Raw genomic sequence first — 18,972 nt, forward strand, 5'->3', positions numbered from 1 at the left:
CAAGGTACCGAAGAAGCGGCGCCCGAGGGGCCGCCTATGGTTCAACGATGGCTCCTGTGTGCGGCTGCGCCCGGAGTATCCACATCACGTCTGGAGCTACGACTTCGTGCACCACACTACCGAAGACGGCCGCAGCCTGCGACTGATGACGCTCGTCGACGAGTTCTCGCGCCAGTGTCTAGCCATCAAGGTAGGGCGACGCTTAAACAGTATGGACGTCATCGAGACGCTGGCCGACGCCATGCTGGTACATGGCATCCCCGCGCATGTGCGCTCGGACAACGGTGCGGAGATGACAGCGAACATCGTGCGTGACTGGCTGGGACGTTTGGGCGCGAAGACGCTGTTCATCGCACCCGGCAGCCCGTGGGAGAACGGCTACTGCGAGTCCTTCAATGGCAAGCTGCGCGATGAACTGCTCAACGGCGAACTGTTCTACAGCCTCAAAGAAGCGCAGGTCGTCATTGAACAGTGGCGCCGGCACTACAACACGCGGCGACCGCATTCGTCGCTTGGATACCGTCCGCCGGCACCTGCCGCCCACTGGCCAACACCGATGCCCGCACAGCAACCAGGCACCATCCAATAAACTTCAATCCTCTCATAAGAACTGGACCGGAATACCGGTCACGTCAACGTGGCTTCACAGAACCCCGAGCCCTCTACCCATCGCGGATGCCATGCGGAAGCGGCCAGCGATCGATGCATCAAAAGAGAAGTCTCTACGCTGGCAGTCAACGCTATACAGAGTGATTCGCCTGAGGCTCCGACGCGAACGAGATGCACTCTGTTGCGAGCGCTGACAAGCGCTTGCCTTGAAAGCACCTCAACAGTTCATTCTCCGCCGCACGCTGCGCTTCGCTGACAAAGCGGTTCACCACCGCTTCTACTGGACACTGCGGGTTGTCTTGGGCTGGCCCGAAAGCAAACGGACTGGCACTCGCAATCGCTGCATGAATGTCGCCCACCGTGAGCGCGTCGAGTCCGCATGCGAGTGTCCAACCTCCGCTGCGCCCGCCAGCGGAGGCAACGTAGCCCGCGTCACGCAGCGCCGCCATGGTCCGTCGCACTACGACCGGATTGGTGTGCAGCATCCGCGAAATCGTTTCAGAACTGGTAGAGCCACCGCGCAGATGCATGTGAATGAGTACGTGCAACAGCCGGGCAAGGCGTACGTCTTGAGCCATATTCAGAAGATGCTTTTATTCCGTAACTATGTATATTACAGTATTGGCTCACGCACAGCGAGACACTCATGACGACAGCTTCTCATCGCCTGGTCGATGCCAACGGAATACGCCTTAGTCTGCTTGAACAAGGCCAGGGGCCCTTGGTCCTGCTCTGCCACGGATTTCCAGAGACCTCCCTCGCGTGGCGCCATCAGTTGCCGGCGCTTGCAGCGGCAGGCTACCGCGCCGTCGCTCCAGATTTGCGTGGCTATGGACGCAGTGAGCAGCCCGAGGCAGTCGACGCATACACGGCACTGCAAGTGGTCGGCGACTTGGTCGCGCTGCTCGATGCATTGGGAGAGCAGCAAGCCGTGGTTGTCGGCGGAGATTGGGGCGCGACGATTGCCTGGCAAGCAGCGCTTTTGAGACCGGACCGATTCCGAGCGGTGGCCGCACTAGGGGTGCCCATGATGGGCCGTGCGCCCATGGCACCCAGCCGGCTTTTTCCCCAGACTCCAGACGCCTGGTTCTACACGCACTACTTTGCATCTCCAGGCCTGGCGGAGCGAGAGCTGGAGGCCGATGTGGCGACAACCCTGCGCAAGATCTACTTTGCGGCTTCAGGAAGTGCTGGGCCACGCGACGATGTGCTCACACCGAATCCCTTCGGCATGCTTGCTCGCTCAGACGGACTGCTTACGGCATTGCCGACCCCACAAGCCCTGCCGGACTGGCTCAGCGCCGTGGACTTTGAGCAGCTTGTGCGCTCGTTTGAGAAAAGCGGTTTTCGCGGTGGTCTGAATTACTACCGCAACCTTGACCGCAATTGGGCAGCCGAGGCAGCCTTTGTCGGCCTGCAAATCCATGTGCCCGCCATGTACTTGGTGGGCGAAAGCGATACTGGCCTCGCGATGCCGGGCATGCAGAACATCATCGATGCCATGCCGTCGTTAGTGCCTCAGCTGCGCGTGTCGCAGGTGGTACCCAAGGCGGGCCATTGGCTCCAGCAAGAAGCACCTGAGGCGGTCAACGCGGCACTGATCGGCTTCTTGAAATCACTCTGATCACCTTTCGCTACGGCCAAAGACCAATATCAACGACTACCGCGACTGCTCACTCTGGGCGACATGCCGTGCAGCGACCCACTCCTCATTTGTGGGCTCCACCGCCACACGAATCCGGCTGGCCGAACTGGAAATGATTGCGGCGTGCGCTTGGTTGGCCGCGTCATCCAAATCGGCGCCCAGATAGCCGAGCGCACGCACGACGCGCTCACGCAGCACGGCGTTGTGTTCGCCAATCCCCGCCGTGAAAACCAGCAAGTCCAAGCCGCCAAGAACAGCCACCAGGGCACCGATTTCGCGGACGATGCGACGCACGTAAAGCGCCAGCGCCGCCTGCACGCGCGGGTTGTCGGCTTCTTGCGCCAATAGATCGCGCGGGTCAGATGACACCCCCGACACGCCGAGCAGACCGGATTCGTGATACAGCACGTGCCCCACCTGTGCGGGAGAAAGATGCTCCGTCTCCATCAGGTAGAGCACCGCGCCTGGGTCCAGGGCGCCGCAGCGTGTGCCCATCATCAGGCCGTCGAGCGCGGAAAACCCCATCGTGGTCGCCACGCTCTCGAGCCCGCGCATGGCACACAGGCTGGCACCGCTGCCAAGGTGCGCGACGATGGTTCTCCCACGGGCGATATCGCCATGTCGCTCGGGCAAGACGATCGACATGTACTCGTACGACAGCCCGTGAAAACCGTAGCGCCGCAACCCGCGCTCCCACGCGGCATACTGTAGCGGCAGCATCATTTCAACTTGCGGCAGCGTGTGGTGGAACGCTGTATCGAAACAGGCCACCTGCGGCACCTCGGGCAGATCTGACAGCAGCGCCTCGATGGCCTCCAACGCAAACGGCTGGTGCAGCGGTGCCAGCGGGATGAAGCTGCGCAAATCGGAAAGCACCTCCGCGTCCACACGTACGGGTGCAAAGTACTTGGCTCCGCCGTGCACCACACGGTGTGCCACGGCAACCAACCGACGGTTGCCGAGCACGTGCTCGACACGCCGGCGAATGTGCAGCAGCGCAGCGTGATACGGCTGCGCGGCGTCAAGCTCCACGGCCTGCGCTGGCGCTCCGACTTCCGCTACGGTGGGGTGATCGGTGCCGATGCCTTCCACTTTCCCGCTCCACACGGGGGTACGGGGCAACGGAAGCTGTGTGGCATCGAACAACGCAAACTTGATGCTCGACGAGCCACAGTTCAGTACGACGATGCAATCGTTCATGGCGGGAGGATGCGGTAACGGTGCGCCAGCAACGTGGCGACGGCACATGACGCAATGCGCGATTCGCGTGAATCGGCACGGCTGGTCAATACGATGGGCACGCGTGCGCCGAGCACAATGCCCGCGCTGGCGGCCCCACCCAGGTATTCCAACTGCTTGGCGAGCATGTTGCCGCTTTCCAGATCCGGCACCACCAGCACATCGGCCTGCCCTGCCACTTCCGAAACGATGCCCTTGATGCGGGCTGCAGCGGCCGATACCGCGTTGTCGAAGGCCAGTGGCCCGTCCAGCACGCCTCCTTCGATCTGGCCGCGGTCGGCCATCTTGCACAACGCCGCTGCGTCGAGCGTGGCGGGCATGTGCGGGTTCACGGTTTCGACTGCCGCCAGGATCGCCACGCGCGGCCGCGCCACGCCAATCGCATGGGCCAGATCGATGGCGTTGCGGATGATGTCGGCCTTCTGATCCAAGGTCGGTGCAATGTTGATAGCGGCATCCGTCACGATAAACGGGCGTGGATACGCTGGTGTCTGCATGACGAAGCAATGGCTGATCCGACGCTTGGTGCGCAGCCCGGCTTCAGCGCGCACCACGGCCGCCATCAGCTCATCCGTATGCAGGCTGCCTTTCATGAGCGCCTCGGCCTTGCCCAGCGCCACAAGCTCCACCGCGCGGGTGGCCGCGGCGCTGCTGTGTGGCACGTCTTCGATTTCCAGGCCGCTCAGGTCAAGCCCGGCTTCAGCGGCGACGCGCATCAACTTGGCGCGCGGTGCGACCAGGCACGGCACGATGAGCCCTTCAGCGCGGGCATCTAGCGCGGCGGACAGGCTCAGCGCATCGCACGGGTGGACGACCGCCATGCGGATCGCCCCCAGGGGCCGCACGTGATCAAGCAGCCGATGGATGCCATTGCCGCCGGTGGTGATGCGTACATCGGGCAGCGTTGTACGTGGGCGCTCGATCCGCTCGGTAGGCGCGATGACCTCGGCTTCTCCGGTAACGGCGATGACGCCACTGTCGTTGGTACAGGTGCACGCCAGCTTGAGCCGCTTGCTCCGCTCTTCCTTGCTGGTGACCGTCACGCGGATGGTCAACGTATCGCCAATACGCACCGGCGCGTGAAACTGCAATGTCTGCCCAAGATAGACCGTACCGGGCCCAGGCAGGCGCGTTCCGAGCACGGCGGAAATCAACGCACCGCCCAGCATGCCGTGGGCAATCACACCATGAAAGCGCGTGGAGACCGCAAACTCGGGGTCCAAGTGCTGCGGGTTGACATCGCCCGACAGCACGGCAAAGAGCTGGATGTCCTCTGCTGTGAGCGTGCGCTGGATGGCGGCCGTTTCACCAACGGCGATTTCGTCAAAGGTGCGATTGCGCACCACGCTCAGATCGCCGCCCGGCAGCGATGCCGGCGGCGCCGGCAGGTGGTCGGGGCCCATGTGTGCTCCTCAGGAAGCCGTGCGAAGTTGACCGTTGCCCATGCTGCGCGCAGGTGCCGTGCCTGGCAACACTACTGCCGAGCGAATGAACGCATCGGCCGGCGCCCCCAACGAAGACAGCATGCCCTGCAGCACCGTATGTACCGGCATGGCATTCCCGGCCGCGCTCAGTGCCTGCACAGAGGCCTGCTGCCACGCCATCATGGCGCGCTGGTAGTCCGTTGCAAAGCTCGCTTGATTGGCGATCGCTGTTTGCATCACGCCCTGAACCACATTCATTGCGCGTTGGTTGGCCTGCCAGAAAGCGCTGGGGAGCAGCGTTGCCCATGCGTTCCAGTCTTCAACGCCTTGCAGCTCGGTCAGCGCAGATTCTGTACGTCCTACGTCTTCAGCCAGCAATTCTGCACCCAGTTCATACCAGCGCTGCCGCGCCGTCTTGAGCAGGCCCAGTGTTTGCAGCCCGAGTGCGACTTGCGCCTTGAAGAGCGCGAGAGGAAGGTTGGCAGGTGTATCCATGTTGGCTCCTTAAGCCATCTGGCTGATGGTTTTACGAAAGCGCGTCAATGATGCGACAAACAGCACGGCACCGATTGCACCGATGGCCAGACACTGCGGCCATACGACGGACAATCCTGCGCCCCGATAAAGAATCGCTTGTGACGCCGATACAAAATGCGTGGTCGGCGCGGCCAGCATGATGTCCTGCACGAGTGCTGGCATGCTCTCGCGCGGGGTGGTACCGCCCGAGAGCAACTGCAGCGGCAGCAGCACCAGAACCAGCAGCATGCCGAACTGCGGCATGGACCGCGCCACCGTCGCAAGGAAGATACCCATCGAGGTGGTGGCAAACAGGTGCAGCGTCGCCACCAGCATGAACAGCAGGATCGAACCTTCGATGGGCACATGCAGCGCGCCTTGCACCACGCACACCAGTGCCATCAGCGCGGCCAGCACCACCACTAGCCCCATCGACCACACCTTGGCCGTCATGATCTCGAACGGCGTGACGGGCATCACCAGCAGGTGTTCGATGGTGCCGTGCTCCCGCTCCCGGATGAGCGCGGCGCCGGTCAGGATGATCGACAGCATGGTCACGTTGTTGATGATCTCCATCAGCGAGCCGAACCACGTCTGTTCCAGGTTGGGGTTGAAGCGCGTGCGCAGCACCAGGTCAACCGGCGCGGCCGGTGCCGCACGGTGGCGCTGCAGGAACTCGCTCACCTCGCCCGAGACGATCTGCTGGATGTAGCCGTTTCCGGTAAAGGCCTGGCTCATGCGGGTGGCGTCAATGTTGAGCTGGATGGCCGGCGCGCGCCCCGCCAGCACGTCGCGCTGGAAGTTGGGCGGGATGTCGAGCACAAAGGTGTAGCGGCCGCTATCCATCCCGGCGTCCATCTCGGTAAGCGGAATCAGCGCGGGCGTGCGGAAATGCGGCGGATAGAACGCCGAGACAATGCGTGCCGACAACGGCGAGCTGTCCTCATCCACGATGGCAATCGAGGCGTTGTGCAGGCTCTCCGGCATGGCGGTGGCTGCCACGTAGATCGATAGCGTGAAAGTGTAGGCAATCAGCACCAGCATCATTGGGTCGCGTACCAGGCTCCACAGCTCCTTCACACCAAGGCGGAAGATGTTGCGCAAGCGTGCCGCGCGGCGATCGGTCGGATGGTCTGACATGGCGCGCCCCTACCGATCCTGCTTGCGCAGCATCAACAGCGTGGCCGCCAGGATGACCGGCACCGCCGCCAGCAGCGGCCAGAAGGCGCTGCCCAATGCCCCCACATCCAGCGCCTTGCTGAACACGCCGCGGCTGATGGTCAGGAAGTGGGTGGCCGGATACACGCGCCCGATCATGGCCCCCACGCCCTCCAGCGACGACACGGGGTTGAGCAAACCCGCAAACTGCACACACGGGATGATCGTGCCGATCATGGTGACGAACATGGCGGCAATCTGGCTTTGCGTGAACGTGGACGCAAACAACCCGAAACCCGTCGAGCACGTCACGAAGATCAGCGCACCCAGCGCGAGCGTCGCAAAGCTGCCCTTGATCGGCACACCGAACACCGTCACCGCCAGCAACGCCAGCAGCAAGAAGTTCAGCATCGCCAGCACGATGTACGGCGCCTGCTTGCCCAGCACGAATTCCGCCCGGGTGACCGGCGTCACGTAGAAATTGATGATGGAACCCAGTTCCTTTTCGCGCACCACCGACAACGCCGCCAGCATGGCGGGAATCATCATCAGCAGCATCGGAATCACGGCGGGCACCATGGCGGGCAGGCTTCTCACGTCGGGGTTGTAACGATAGCGCGTCTCAATCGTGCTGGGCATCGCGAGCCGCATCCCCAGCCGGTGCACGGCGGCGTCTGCCAGCCAGAGTTGGTGGATGGCCTGCACATAGCCGCGTACGGTTTCTGCACGGGTGGGCATGGCGCCGTCCACCCAGGCGCCGATTTGTACGGCCGTGCCACGCTCCACATCGCGCGCAAAGCCCGGGGGAATTTCAATCGCCAGCGACAGCTCGCCGTTGCGCATGCGGCGGTCCAACTCAGCGTAGTCGCGAATCGGAGGTTTTTCGATGAAATACCGCGAGCCGGCCAGGTTGAGCGCGTAATCGCGGGAAATTGCGGTCTGGTCGCGGTCGAGCACCGCGTAGGTGAGGTTCTCCACATCCAGGCTGATGCCGTATCCGATGATGAACATCAGGATGGCCGTGCCCAGCAAAGCCAGCGTGGCGCGTACCGGGTCGCGGCGCAATTCCAGCGCCTCGCGTTGCGAGTAGCTCAAGGCACGCGCGAGGCTGAAGTGACGGCGTGTAGACGTGCCGGTTGATGCGGTGGTTGTTGCTACGGGTGCGGGTGCGGCAATCTCGGCGGCGCCGGGAGCCGCGTCGGACACCGTTTCAGACGCCTCCCGCAGATAGGCGATGAATGCCTGCTCCAGCGTCTGCGTGCCGCGCGTACGTACCAGCGCGGCGGGCGCATCGCTCACCAGCACGCGGCCCGCATGCATGAGCGAGATGCGGTCACAGCGCTCGGCCTCGTTCATGAAGTGCGTGGAGATGAAGATGGTCACACGATCTTGCCGTGCCAGGTCAACCATCAGGCGCCAGAACATGTCACGCGCGACCGGGTCGACCCCGGAGGTCGGTTCATCCAGGATCAGTAGTTCCGGCTTGTGCACCATCGCCACGGCCAGCGACAGGCGCTGCCGCATGCCCAGCGGCAAGCGTTCGGGCAAGCTGTCGGCCACGTCCTGGAGCCCGAAGCGGGCGAGCATCTCTGCCGCGCGCGGCTGCACCTCGGGTTCGGGCAGTTGGAACAGGCGCGCATGCAGCACGAGGTTCTGGCGCACGGTCAACTCACCGTACAACGAGAACGCCTGCGACATGTAGCCCACGCGCCGGCGCGTATCGATGTCCTTGGGGTTGACCGGATGGCCAAACAACCACGCCTGGCCCTCGCTGGCGGGCAGCAGGCCGGTGAGCATCTTCATGGTGGTCGACTTGCCGCAGCCGTTGGAGCCGAGAAAACCGAAGATCTCACCACGGCGTATGCGGAAGTCGACGTGGTCGACCGCCACAAAGTCGCCAAAACGCATGGTCAGCCCGCCCGCCTGCACGGCCACATCGTCTTCCGCACCAGCCACCAGCGGTGGCACCACCACGGCTTGGTGCCCCTGCCGGCGCGCTGGCGGCAGCAGCGCAATGAACGCCGCCTCCAGCGAATCGGTGCTCGTGCGGCTGCGCAGCGCTGCCGGCGTGCCGGTGGCAAGCACCTGCCCTGCGTCCATGGCGACCAGCCAGTCAAAGCGTTCGGCCTCTTCCATGTACGCGGTGGCCACAACCACGCTCATGCCCGGGCGCCCGGCCCGAATGCTTGCAATCAAGTCCCAGAATTGGCTGCGCGAGAGCGGGTCAACACCCGTGGTCGGCTCATCGAGAATCAGCAGATCCGGGTCATGGATCAGCGCGCAGCACAGCGCCAGCTTCTGCTTCATGCCGCCCGACAACTTACCCGCCGGCCGCGAAAGGAATGGCCGAAGGCCGGTGCTGGCTGTGAGCGCATCGATACGTCGGCGGCGCTCCGCTGCGTTGTGACCGAACAGGCGGCCGAAGAACTGCAGGTTCTCTTCAACCGACAGCGTGGGGTACAAGTTGCGCCCCAAGCCTTGCGGCATATAGGCGATGCGCGGGCCGACCACGGCACGTGCGCGGCGGTCGGCCATGTCACTGCCCAGCACATGCACCGCGCCATCCTGCAGGGCCCGTGCACCCGCCACCAACGACAGCAGGCTCGACTTGCCCACACCGTCGGGCCCGATCAGGCCCACCATGCAACCGGCCGGCAGGTCAAGCGTGATGCCATCCAGCGCCAGCGTCTTGCGGTAACGCAGGCTCACGCCGGCCAGACTGACTACGGATGGACCAAGCGGCGGCCCAAGCTGGGCATCGTGCTGGGTAAGCGGATTGGCGAACGGGGTCACTGCGGAACCTTGATCGCCAGGTTGACCGGCCATTCGGCTTGCGCATCGAGCTTGAGCCACGCCATGCCGGGCAGACCCGTCTTCACCAGCTTGAGGTGCTTGCGCAGCAGATCACGATCAATCTGCGCCTTGACACGGAACATCAGCTTCTGGCGCTCGGAGGCGGTTTCTACAGTCTTGGGTGTGAACTGTGCGGTACTGGCCACGAACGATACGCGGGCCGGAATCACGTACTGCGGCGCGGCGTCGAGCACGATGCGCACCTCGCTGCCCATGGCAATGCGTCCAGCGTCCGTTTCTGGCACGAAGAAGGTCATGTAGACGTCGGACAGATCCACCAGGTTGAGCAACCGCCCGCCACCGGCCAGCACCTCGCCAGGCTGGGCGATGCGGTATTGCACGCGGGCGTCACGCGGGGCAGCCAGGGCGCTGTCGTCAATATCCGCTTTTACGCGCGACACCGTCGCGTCTGCTGCCTTGACCGTGGCATTGGCGCCGGCCACCTGCGTGCGGGCTGCGGCCACAGCGGCCTGCGCCGCTTCCGCTTGCGCGCGGGCCGCCACCAGTGCGGCCTTGGCGCCACGCACACGGGCGCGATCGTCATCCAGCTCCTGCATGGACGACGCCCCTTCGCGCGACAGCGTTTCAGAACGCGCCAACCTGCGCTGTGCAGCATCCAGGTCGCTTTCGCGCAGGGCGACCTGTGCCAGGGCCGCCTGCCGGTCGGCCTCGCGCACGGCCACCTGGGCTTGTGCACTGGCCACGGCGGAGACGGACTGCTGCTGCCGCGCCTGGGCCTCGTCGCGCTGGGCCTCCAGCGTCTGCACCTGCATGTGCGCCAGCGGCTGGCCGGCGTTCACGAAGTCGCCCTCATCCACCAGAATGTCCTGCACGCGGCCGGGCAGTTTGGTGGCCACGTCGATCTCGGTGGCTTCAATGCGGCCGTTACCGCTGGCAAATCCCTTGCCGGGGCCGTCCTGCTGCAAGGCCTTCCACGCAAACGCACCACCGGCAATCACCAGGGCGGCAGCGATCAATGCAATCCATCGTTGTTGGGGCGTTGTTGTCATGGTGTTGTTTTTCCCGATGCGCGCGGGGGCGGCGTCAGGCTCAGATGGGTATGGGTATCGGATGCGGATTCGACGGCCTGTGTACCGCCGCCCAGCGCCGCGTACAGCCCTACGCGGCTGGAGAGCAGCGCGCGGCGCACCTGCACCAGTTGCTGCTGCGCGGCCAGCAGATCGCGCTGTGCGTCGAGCACCTCCAGAAATGCCGAGGCCCCCGCATCGAAGCGCAGTTGCGACAGCCGTGCGCGCTCGGTCTGCGCTGCCAGCGTGGCCTGCGCGATGTCGAGCTGTTCGGCCAGCCACTTGCGCGCGGACAACGCATCAGACACATCGCGAAACGCGCTTTGTACGGTCTTCTCGTAGCCCGCGACGGCAAGATCACGGCGGGCTTGCGCCAGGTCCAGGTTGCTGCGCAGCTTGCCGCCTTCGAACAGCGGGAGGGTCACGCTCGGCGCAAAAACCCAGGCACGCGTGCCGGGTGCAAACAGGTTGCCCAGTTCTGGGCTGACCGTGCCGTAGGCGCCCGTCAATGCCACGCGCGGGAAGAATGCCGCGCGTGCCGCGCCGATGCTGGCGTGCGCAGCACGCAGCCGGTGCTCTGCGGCAGCGATGTCCGGGCGTTGCGTCAGAAGATCAGAGGGCAGCCCTGCACGCAACTCCACCAGCATCCGGTGCTCATCGAGTGGCTCTGCTACCGGTGGCAGGTCGATGGGCTTACCCACGAGCAGCGTCAGGCCATGCGCCTGCGCATCGCGCGCTTGCTGCAGTTGCGTGAGCAGTGCCTGCGCCTGGGTCAGCAGAGTCTCGACTTGCGTCTGGTTCAACCGCGATGTCGCCCCCACTGCCACGCGGCGCGAAAAGATGCGCAGGGTCTCGGTGCGGCTGTCCACGGTCTGCTGTGCCAGCGCGATGCGCTCATCCAGCTCACGCAGGACCAGATAGCTGTCAGCCACCTGCGCGATCAGCCCGAGTGCGACTGCACGGCGCGCCGCATCAGACGCCACGTAGCTTTCCAGCGCGGCGTCATTGAGATTGCGCACGCGCCCCCAGAAATCGATCTCCCAACTTGAGACACCGGCGCCCACCTGGTACTGGCTCACGCGCATGGGCATGCCGAAGGGGCTCAGGTCAGCCGGAATGCTCAGGCGGTTGATGCCAGCCTGCGCGTTGAGGTGCGGAAACGTTTCCGCGCGCTGGATGCCGAACGCCGCGCGTGCCTCTTCCACGCGCAGCACCGCGGTCCGCAAGTCGCGGTTGTTCTCCAGCGCCTGGGCAATCAACGCCTGCAGACGCGTATCCGTAAAGTAGGCTTGCCAGCCGACGGCAGCGGCGGACAGACCATCACGGTCATCGTTGGCGTCATAGTGCTGGGCCACGGGCAGCGCCGGGGCTTCGTATGGCGGCGCCATCGAGATGCAGCCCGACAACGCCAGTACGGCTGTGGCTGAGGCCATTGCGGCAAGGGCGGCCATATGCGTGCCGGCGTACCAGCCGTACGCCGTGGTCTTATCCTGCTCACGCATTTATTTCTCCAGCACGTAGATGCCAGGCGCATCGCCCAACGGCGGCAGGCCCGGAGCCCCCATCTTCGGCGGCTTGACCGGTGTGGGGGCAGATGCATGCGTGGTCAGCCACGCATGCCATGCCGGCCACCATGAACCGTCCGTGGTTGGGGCCGACGCCAGCCAGTCATCCGGCGCCAGCGAAACCCCGCCCGCGTGACGTGTCTGCATCTGGAAGCGCCGATGCGAATTTGCCGGTGGGCTGACAATGCCGGCATTGTGGCCGCCGCTGGTCAGCACGAATGTCAGCTCCGCCTCGGTCAAGTGATGCAGCTTGTAGACCGAGCGCCATGGCGCGACATGATCGGTCAGCGTGCCCACCACGAAGATCGGCAGGTCCAGATCGTTCAGGATCACCGGCTTGCCGTTGACGGGGTAGCGGCCCTCGCTCAGGTCGTCGTTCAGGAACAGGCGCCGCAGGTACTGGCTATGCATGCGCGCGGGCATGCGCGTGGCATCGGCGTTCCAGGCCATCAGGTCGTTCATGGGCGCGCGATCACCCAGCAGGTATTCGCCCACCACGCGTGACCACAGCAAGTCATACGACCGCAGCATCTGGAAGGCGCCAGCCATCTGGCTTGCACGCAGATAGCCGGTCTGCGCCATCTGCGCCTCAAGCAGACTGACCTGCGCTTCGTCAATGAAGAGCCCCAGCTCACCCGGTTCGCAAAAGTCCGTCTGCGCGGCAAAGAGCGTCATGGACGCCAGCCGCGCATCGCCATCGCGCGCCATGGCCGCCGCTGCAATGGCCAGCAGTGTGCCGCCCAGGCAGTAGCCCGTGGCGTGCACGCGCTGATTCGGCACGATGGCGTTGACCGCATCGAGCGCGGCGAAGACGCCGAGCTTGAGGTAGTCATCCATGTCGAGATCGCGGTCGGCCTCGTCAGGGTTCTTCCACGAGATGCAGAACACAGTATGGCCCTGCTCCACCAGATAGCGAATCAGCGAGTTCTGCGGGGACAGATCCAGGATGTAGTACTTCATGATCCACGCCGGCACGATCAGGATGGGCTCGGCCTGGACCTTGGGCCTGACAGACGGGTTGGGCGCGTACTGGATCAACTCCATCAGGCGATTGCGCAGCACGACCTTGCCGGGCGTCACCGCCACGTCGCGCCCCACCACAAAGCGTTCGGTGCCGGCGGCCGGCGCACCGCTCATGGCACGTTCCAGATCGTCAAGCGCGTTGAGCGCGCCCCGCACGAGATTGGCGCCGTGCTGCTCAAAGGTTTGACGCAGGACGACGGGGTTCGTCGCCAGTTGGTTGCCCGGCGACATCATGTCGAGCCACTGCCGTGCGGCAAAGGCCACCACGTCTTCATGGTGCTGGGCGACACCCCACACGCCGCGTGTTGTCGCCTCCCACCATTGCTCAGTCAGCAGGAAGGTTTGGTGCAGCACGTTGAACGGCCACAGGCGCCACTCATCGGCCTGGAAACGACGGTCTTGTGCCGGCGGCAGAACGCAAAGACTCGCCTGTTGAGGGCCAGCCGCCATGCAGTTCTGGATGTAGCGCCCGAGCTGCTCGGCCTGGGTCAGTGCCAGGCGGCACAGATCGAGCCGCTTGCCGGGCGACACCGCCAAGTGCAGTGCCCAATCGAGCAACGCCAGTTGCATCGATACCAGTGACAACGAACCCGACGTACGTGCAAGTGCAGCGTGAAACGGTGGATCAATCAACTCGGCAGCTGGGGAAGACGGCACGGGGGCGGTGCGCATGGTCGGGGCGTTAAACGTTTGCAAATATGCAATCCATTAGATGCCAGCTGCCGCAGCATGAACTTGATGCATCTCAAACCGAGACAAGAGTGCCGACTCTAGACGCCCTTCACAGAAATGACACGCAGCCTTTGCAAGGCATCACAACGGCGGCGGCGGGGCGCCCCGATACAGTGCAAAGTCGTGCCGTTTGTCTTGCGCGGTGACGCGAATCGAATCGCCGTCGTCAAAAAACAGCGCTGTCGGCACGGTGCGGTTGATGCTGAAGCCGGTATCCGCCGCCAGCCCGGCGAATTGCGACTCCAGCTCAGCACTCAGCCACTCACCAATGCGTCGGCACACCTGTTCCCGACCGGGGTGGCCCAGTGCGCAGTAGACGCGGGACGCATCGGCAGGAAAATGAATCGCCAGCGCGCACAACATCGAATTGCCATGTGCGCCGAGCCAGGGCCATTTGGCTTCAACGTTGTAGCCTCCGCAATCCGAGCGCGTCGCACGAATCAACGCGCTCCAAGGCAAGGTTGCTGCCACCGTTGCCTCAAGCTCCCACAGCGTGGCCGCAAATACTTCATCGGGCTGTTTTTCCAACATGGTTTCCCCCACTGGGGCGTATTCCCACCCCTTCTTGTCTTGACCCATGCTACGACGCCAGACCCAAGGCGCGGCTGACGATAGTCAAATGGGCACGCTCCCGCGCCCTCTGTGCATGGCGCCCGTACCATCGACCAGCTCAGTCGAGCCCGTACCGGCGCACGTACCAGGTCTTCATCAGATGGGTGAGCAAGGCATAAACGACAACAATCGCCACCAGGCAGGGCCAGTAGGCAACTGGCAAAGGCACAAAGCCAAACAGCGTGCCCAACGGTGTCAGCGGCATGGCAACCCCAACACAGGCAATGGCGACACTGGTTGCGATCAGAGCCGTACTTGCACGGCTTTCCACAAAGGGCACCTTGGCGGTCCGGATGATGTGGATGATGAGCGTCTGGGTCAGTAGTGATTCGACAAACCACCCCGATTGGAAAAGTTGCGGATTGCCCCAAGCATGAAACACCCCCAGCATCAGGGCGTACGTTGCAAAGTCGAACACCGAACTGACAGGCCCGATGTACAGCATGAACTTCAGGATGTGGCCGATCTCCCACCGACGCGGCCGCACAAGGTAGTCCTCATCCACGTTGTCAGTCGGTATGGCGGTTTGCGAGAAGTCGTACAGCAAGTTGTTCAGCAGCACCTGGACCGGCGCCATCGGCAGAAACGGCAGAAACAGGCTGGCGCCCAGCACACTGAACACGTTGCCGAAGTTCGAGCTGGCACCCATCTTGATGTACTTGACGATGTTGCCGAAGACCTTGCGCCCCTCCGTCACACCCTCGCCCAGCACAGCCAGGCTTTTCTCCAGCAGGATGATGTCGGCGGATTCCTTGGCGATGTCCACGGCACTGTCCACCGAGATACCGACATCGGCCGTCTTGAGCGCCGGCCCGTCGTTGATGCCATCCCCCATGAAGCCGACAACATGCCCCTTGCGGTGCAGCGCCTCGACAATCGCCGCCTTCTGTGCGGGCGACACCTTGGCGAACACCGAGGCGCGCTCCGCCATCTCGGCCATCTGATCCGGCGACATGGCGGACAGCTCCGTGCCCAGTACAACGGGATCGACATCCAGACCGACCTCTCGGCAGATCTTGCGCGCAACGATGGTGTTGTCACCGGTCAAGATCTTGACGGTAACTCCGCTGGCCTTGAGTGCGGAGAGGGCTTCGGCAGCGGTCTCCCGCGGCGGGTCAAGAAACGCGATGAAGCCGAGCAATATCAGGTCCGACTCATCCGCCACGGCGTACTGGGACTGTTGCTGCGGTAACGCCTTGTACGCCACCGCCACCGCACGGAAACCATCGCTATTCAAGTCCTCCGCCATGCGCTTGGCGTGTTCCAGATGCCCTGACTCCAGCGGACCGACCTCGTCGCCGCTGACGTAGCGCGTGCTGACGCCCAGCACCTCTTCCACCGCACCCTTGCAGATCAGAACGTGGCTGCCATCGCTCCGCTCCAGAACCACCGACAGGCGTCGCCGCTCGAAGTCGAATGGCAGTTCGTCAATCTTGCGAAAGCGCGCGTGGACGTCCAGCCGCTGCTCCAGCTCAACGTGCTTGAGCACCGAGATATCCAGCAGGTTCTTCAGGCCAGACTGGTAGAAGCTGTTCAGGAACGCATACTCCAGCACCTGATCGGACTCCTCGCCACGCAAGTCCAGGTGATGTTTGAGAATGATGCGGTCTTGGGTGAGCGTGCCTGTCTTGTCGGTACACAAGACATCCATGGCACCAAAGTTCTGGATGGCGTTGAGCCGCTTGACGATGACCTTCTTGCGCGACATGGCGATCGCGCCCTTGGCAAGGTTCACCGTCACGATCATCGGCAGCATCTCGGGCGTCAGGCCCACTGCAACAGCCACAGCAAACAAGAGCGCCTCAAACCAGTTGCCTTTGGTCAACCCGTTGATAAGGAAGACGGTTGGCGCCATCACCAGGATCAACGTCAGCATGAGCCAGGTAAAGCGCGTGATGCCACGGTCGAAGCTGGTCTGCACACGCTGTGCGGCAATCAGGTCTGCCACGCTCCCGAAGGCGGTCTGCTGACCGGTCGCCAGCACGACGCCTGTGCCAAATCCGCTGACAATCGCGCTGCCCATGAAGCACAGGTTGGGCAGATCGAAGTCTGCGTCGACCATCCCGCCATACTGCTCGGCGTGCCGTTCTTGCGGCATCGCTTCGCCGGTCAAGGCGGACTGGTTGACGAACAAGTCCTTCGCACTGAGCAACCGCAGGTCCGCCGGCACCATGTCGCCAGCAGCGAGTTGCACGATGTCACCCGGCACCAACTGTTCAATGGGAATCTCTTCGTTGCACTCTGTTCCATCGCCGCCCATACGGCAGGCAGCCGCGGTGGTATGAACCATGCGCCGCAACGCCTCTGCGGCCCGGTTCGAGCGATGCTCCTGCAGAAACCCCAGCGTCACGCTCAGCACCACCATCCCCGCAATCAGGACAGCCGCCCGAATGTCGCCAAGCGCGGCCGAGATACCCGCCAGTGAAATCAGCAGTACGTTGAGCGGATTGAGTGAGCGATTTGCCAGCTCGGCAAGTACGGATGCATGGTGCCCGTCGGCCACCCGGTTCAGACCGTACTCGCGAAGGCGCGCGGCGGCCTCTTGCTGCGTCAGGCCTTGCGGTCGTGTCTCCAGGCTATCGAGCACATCCTGCGGTTGCATTGCCGCCCATGCCGATGGGCTCGTGCGGGCCGAATGCGGTTGCATCGCCTTTGGAATTGCCCTCCAGGATGGCCGCCCGCGCATCGTTCACTGCCCTTGCTGGCAAGTGGGTGCCTCAGGCGAGCACACAGCCACATGCTCGATTGGGGCCAGAGATACCGCCGCGTGCATCCGCGCATAGGCTGAGGAGTACTCCAACTCGCCCGAGGCCTGAGCGTGAATGGTAAAGAGCGGCTGCCCCGCCTGAACCTGATCGTGCAGCCTTGCGTGCATTTCTACGCCGGCCACTTGGCGCACCGGCGCCCCGGCAAGCTTGGCGATACGGGCGAGGTGCCGGTTGTCGATCTCGGTCACGATGCCATCGTGTTCGGCAACAACATCGCGACGAAAAATCGCTTCGCCCGGTACGCGCAGCCCGCCTTGCGCTTCGCAGATCTCCTCGAACTTGCGCCACGCAGCACCACTGTCAAGCAAGCTCGTCGCCAATTGAAGCCCCTCGCCCTGCGCTGCCGCCTCACAGAACTCCAGCAGTACCGCAGCCAGCAGCAACGACCGTTCCCGCAAATCAAACGGTGCCGTTGGCGAGCGCTGCAGCACGGCCAGAACGTCTCGCGCTTCAAGTGCCGGGCCAATGCCACGGCCGACGGGTTGAGAGCCGTCGGTACGCACGATCATGACGCGCACACCAAACGCTCGCGCCACGCGCTCCAGCAGCATGCGCAAACGCTCCAGATCCTGCAGGCGGCGCACTTTGGCTGTCGGCCCAACCGGCACGTCGATCAACACGTGGGTCGACCCAGCCGCGATCTTCTTTGACAGGATGGAGGCCACCAGCTGGGCATCGCTGTCCACATCCAGCGCCCGCTCCACGCGGATCAGCACATCATCTGCGGGGCTCAGGCTCAACGCACCGCCCCAGGCTAATGAAGCCCCCACCCGATCAACCACGCGCCGCAGCTCCGTGGCGCTCAACGCCACGCGAGTGAGGGTTTCCATTGTGTCGGCCGTGCCGGCGGGTGAGGTGATCGCGCGTGAGGACGTCTTGGGCAGCAAAAGCCCCGCCGCTGCTGCAATCGCCACCACGATCGGGCTGGTACGGTTGCCGGGCAGGCCGCCCACGCAATGCTTGTCCGCCACGACGGCGCGATCCCATTTGAGACGCTCACCCGTATCGACCATCGCTTGCGTCAGGTCGATGGTCTCTTTGATGCTCATACGCTCGCCGCCGCAAGCGCTCAGGAATGCTGCGATATGGACATCGGCATAGCGCTCCTTGGCGATATCGCTCACGACGCTTGCCAGTTGGTGCGTATCCAGATGCGCCCCATAGATCTTGGCCCGCACCGCCCGCAACGACTCCAGCGCGGGAGCATGGCTGACGGTCACGGCATCGCCCGGCCTAGCCATCAGCGACTCGACGGCGCTGACGGACAGGCTGACCTCGTGCATCTCCAGCAAGCCTGAACCAACCAGATTGAGTGTCGCTATCAAGGACCGCCGGCCAATCCGTACATCCACCCGGGCCTGTGCGGTGAACCCTTCCGACCGGCAGATCGCACAGTCCGGATGCATGTAGATGACATGCTCCTGCCAGGTGTCGATGCCCAGGGGCTTGAAGATCAACCGATCTGGCAGCACCGTTACCTCAGGCGGAACAAGCATGGCGACGGCTCCCGATCCGCTTAGAGGCCAAAGCGGAAGTGGCCACTATGCAGGGTGATCTGCTTGGACCCGGTCATCTCAAACATGGCCCGGGCAACGGCCTCGATATCGTTGCGGTGCCCCGAGAAGGCCTGCACGAGATCTTCTGAACGGCACGACCGGGCACCAAAGTGGTCTTCGAGTGCTTCTGCCGTAATGGCATAGGTAGCGTTATTGCCATCCACCGAGGCGCCGCACAGCAACGTTGGGCCCACCGCACAGTAGGTTGGCTCGCAAGCCAGGAATTCGATCTGTTTCATAAGGC

At 63.7% G+C, this 18,972-nt stretch carries 15 protein-coding genes; 2 read left to right on the forward strand and 13 right to left on the reverse strand.

Annotation, left to right across the window (positions count from 1 at the left end):
- On the forward strand, positions 1–589 hold a 589-nt coding region (locus JHD73_RS13915; protein ID WP_233176966.1), incomplete at its 5' end, for an IS3 family transposase.
- A gap of 151 nt (positions 590–740) precedes the next feature.
- On the opposite strand, the gene JHD73_RS13920 is transcribed toward JHD73_RS13915, so the two are convergent.
- The gene (locus JHD73_RS13920; protein ID WP_199030867.1) at positions 741–1,187 is read right to left on the reverse strand and encodes an Rrf2 family transcriptional regulator; all 447 of its coding nucleotides are present in this window, start codon (positions 1,185–1,187) and stop codon (positions 741–743) included.
- A 68-nt stretch (positions 1,188–1,255) separates the two neighbouring features.
- Between JHD73_RS13920 and JHD73_RS13925 the strand changes: the two genes are divergently transcribed.
- Entirely contained in the window at positions 1,256–2,233 is a 978-nt protein-coding gene (locus JHD73_RS13925) for an alpha/beta fold hydrolase (RefSeq protein ID WP_199030868.1), read from the forward strand.
- 36 nt (positions 2,234–2,269) lie between these two features.
- On the opposite strand, the gene JHD73_RS13930 is transcribed toward JHD73_RS13925, so the two are convergent.
- From JHD73_RS13930 to JHD73_RS13985, 12 genes are all read right to left on the reverse strand, one after another.
- Positions 2,270–3,454 (reverse strand): acetate/propionate family kinase, encoded by a 1,185-nt coding sequence (locus JHD73_RS13930; RefSeq protein ID WP_199030869.1) that lies wholly within the window; start codon positions 3,452–3,454, stop codon positions 2,270–2,272.
- Positions 3,451–4,896, reverse strand: a complete 1,446-nt coding sequence (locus JHD73_RS13935; protein WP_199030870.1) for a bifunctional enoyl-CoA hydratase/phosphate acetyltransferase — start codon at positions 4,894–4,896, stop codon at positions 3,451–3,453. Before JHD73_RS13935 ends, JHD73_RS13930 begins: the two co-directional genes overlap by 4 nt.
- Before the next feature lie 9 nt (positions 4,897–4,905).
- Entirely contained in the window at positions 4,906–5,412 is a 507-nt protein-coding gene (locus tag JHD73_RS13940) for a hypothetical protein (RefSeq protein WP_199030871.1), read from the reverse strand.
- A gap of 9 nt (positions 5,413–5,421) precedes the next feature.
- Positions 5,422–6,573 carry an ABC transporter permease gene (locus JHD73_RS13945; protein ID WP_199030872.1) on the reverse strand — a complete coding sequence of 384 codons (1,152 nt, stop codon included), beginning with the start codon at positions 6,571–6,573 and terminating at the stop codon, positions 5,422–5,424.
- A 9-nt stretch (positions 6,574–6,582) separates the two neighbouring features.
- Positions 6,583–9,417, reverse strand: a complete 2,835-nt coding sequence (rbbA, locus tag JHD73_RS13950; RefSeq protein WP_199030873.1) for a ribosome-associated ATPase/putative transporter RbbA — start codon at positions 9,415–9,417, stop codon at positions 6,583–6,585.
- Positions 9,381–10,454, reverse strand: a complete 1,074-nt coding sequence (locus JHD73_RS13955) for an HlyD family secretion protein (RefSeq protein ID WP_199030874.1) — start codon at positions 10,452–10,454, stop codon at positions 9,381–9,383. The genes rbbA and JHD73_RS13955 overlap by 37 nt, the downstream gene beginning before the upstream one ends.
- On the reverse strand, positions 10,451–11,923 hold the full coding sequence (locus tag JHD73_RS13960) for an efflux transporter outer membrane subunit (protein ID WP_233176968.1): 1,473 nt from the start codon (positions 11,921–11,923) through the stop codon (positions 10,451–10,453). Before JHD73_RS13960 ends, JHD73_RS13955 begins: the two co-directional genes overlap by 4 nt.
- A gap of 51 nt (positions 11,924–11,974) precedes the next feature.
- Positions 11,975–13,732 (reverse strand): alpha/beta hydrolase, encoded by a 1,758-nt coding sequence (locus JHD73_RS13965; RefSeq protein WP_199030876.1) that lies wholly within the window; start codon positions 13,730–13,732, stop codon positions 11,975–11,977.
- A gap of 141 nt (positions 13,733–13,873) precedes the next feature.
- Positions 13,874–14,323 carry a hypothetical protein gene (locus JHD73_RS13970; RefSeq protein WP_199030877.1) on the reverse strand — a complete coding sequence of 150 codons (450 nt, stop codon included), beginning with the start codon at positions 14,321–14,323 and terminating at the stop codon, positions 13,874–13,876.
- 139 nt (positions 14,324–14,462) lie between these two features.
- On the reverse strand, positions 14,463–17,090 hold the full coding sequence (gene mgtA / locus JHD73_RS13975) for a magnesium-translocating P-type ATPase (protein WP_199030878.1): 2,628 nt from the start codon (positions 17,088–17,090) through the stop codon (positions 14,463–14,465).
- A 3-nt stretch (positions 17,091–17,093) separates the two neighbouring features.
- Entirely contained in the window at positions 17,094–18,668 is a 1,575-nt protein-coding gene (locus JHD73_RS13980) for a thymidine phosphorylase family protein (RefSeq protein WP_199030879.1), read from the reverse strand.
- Positions 18,669–18,688: 20 nt separating this feature from the next.
- Entirely contained in the window at positions 18,689–18,967 is a 279-nt protein-coding gene (locus JHD73_RS13985) for a DUF1488 domain-containing protein (protein ID WP_199030880.1), read from the reverse strand.
- Positions 18,968–18,972 lie beyond the last annotated feature (5 nt).

The organism is Ralstonia sp. ASV6, from assembly GCF_016429285.1.
GTDB classification, from domain to species: domain Bacteria; phylum Pseudomonadota; class Gammaproteobacteria; order Burkholderiales; family Burkholderiaceae; genus Ralstonia; species Ralstonia flaminis.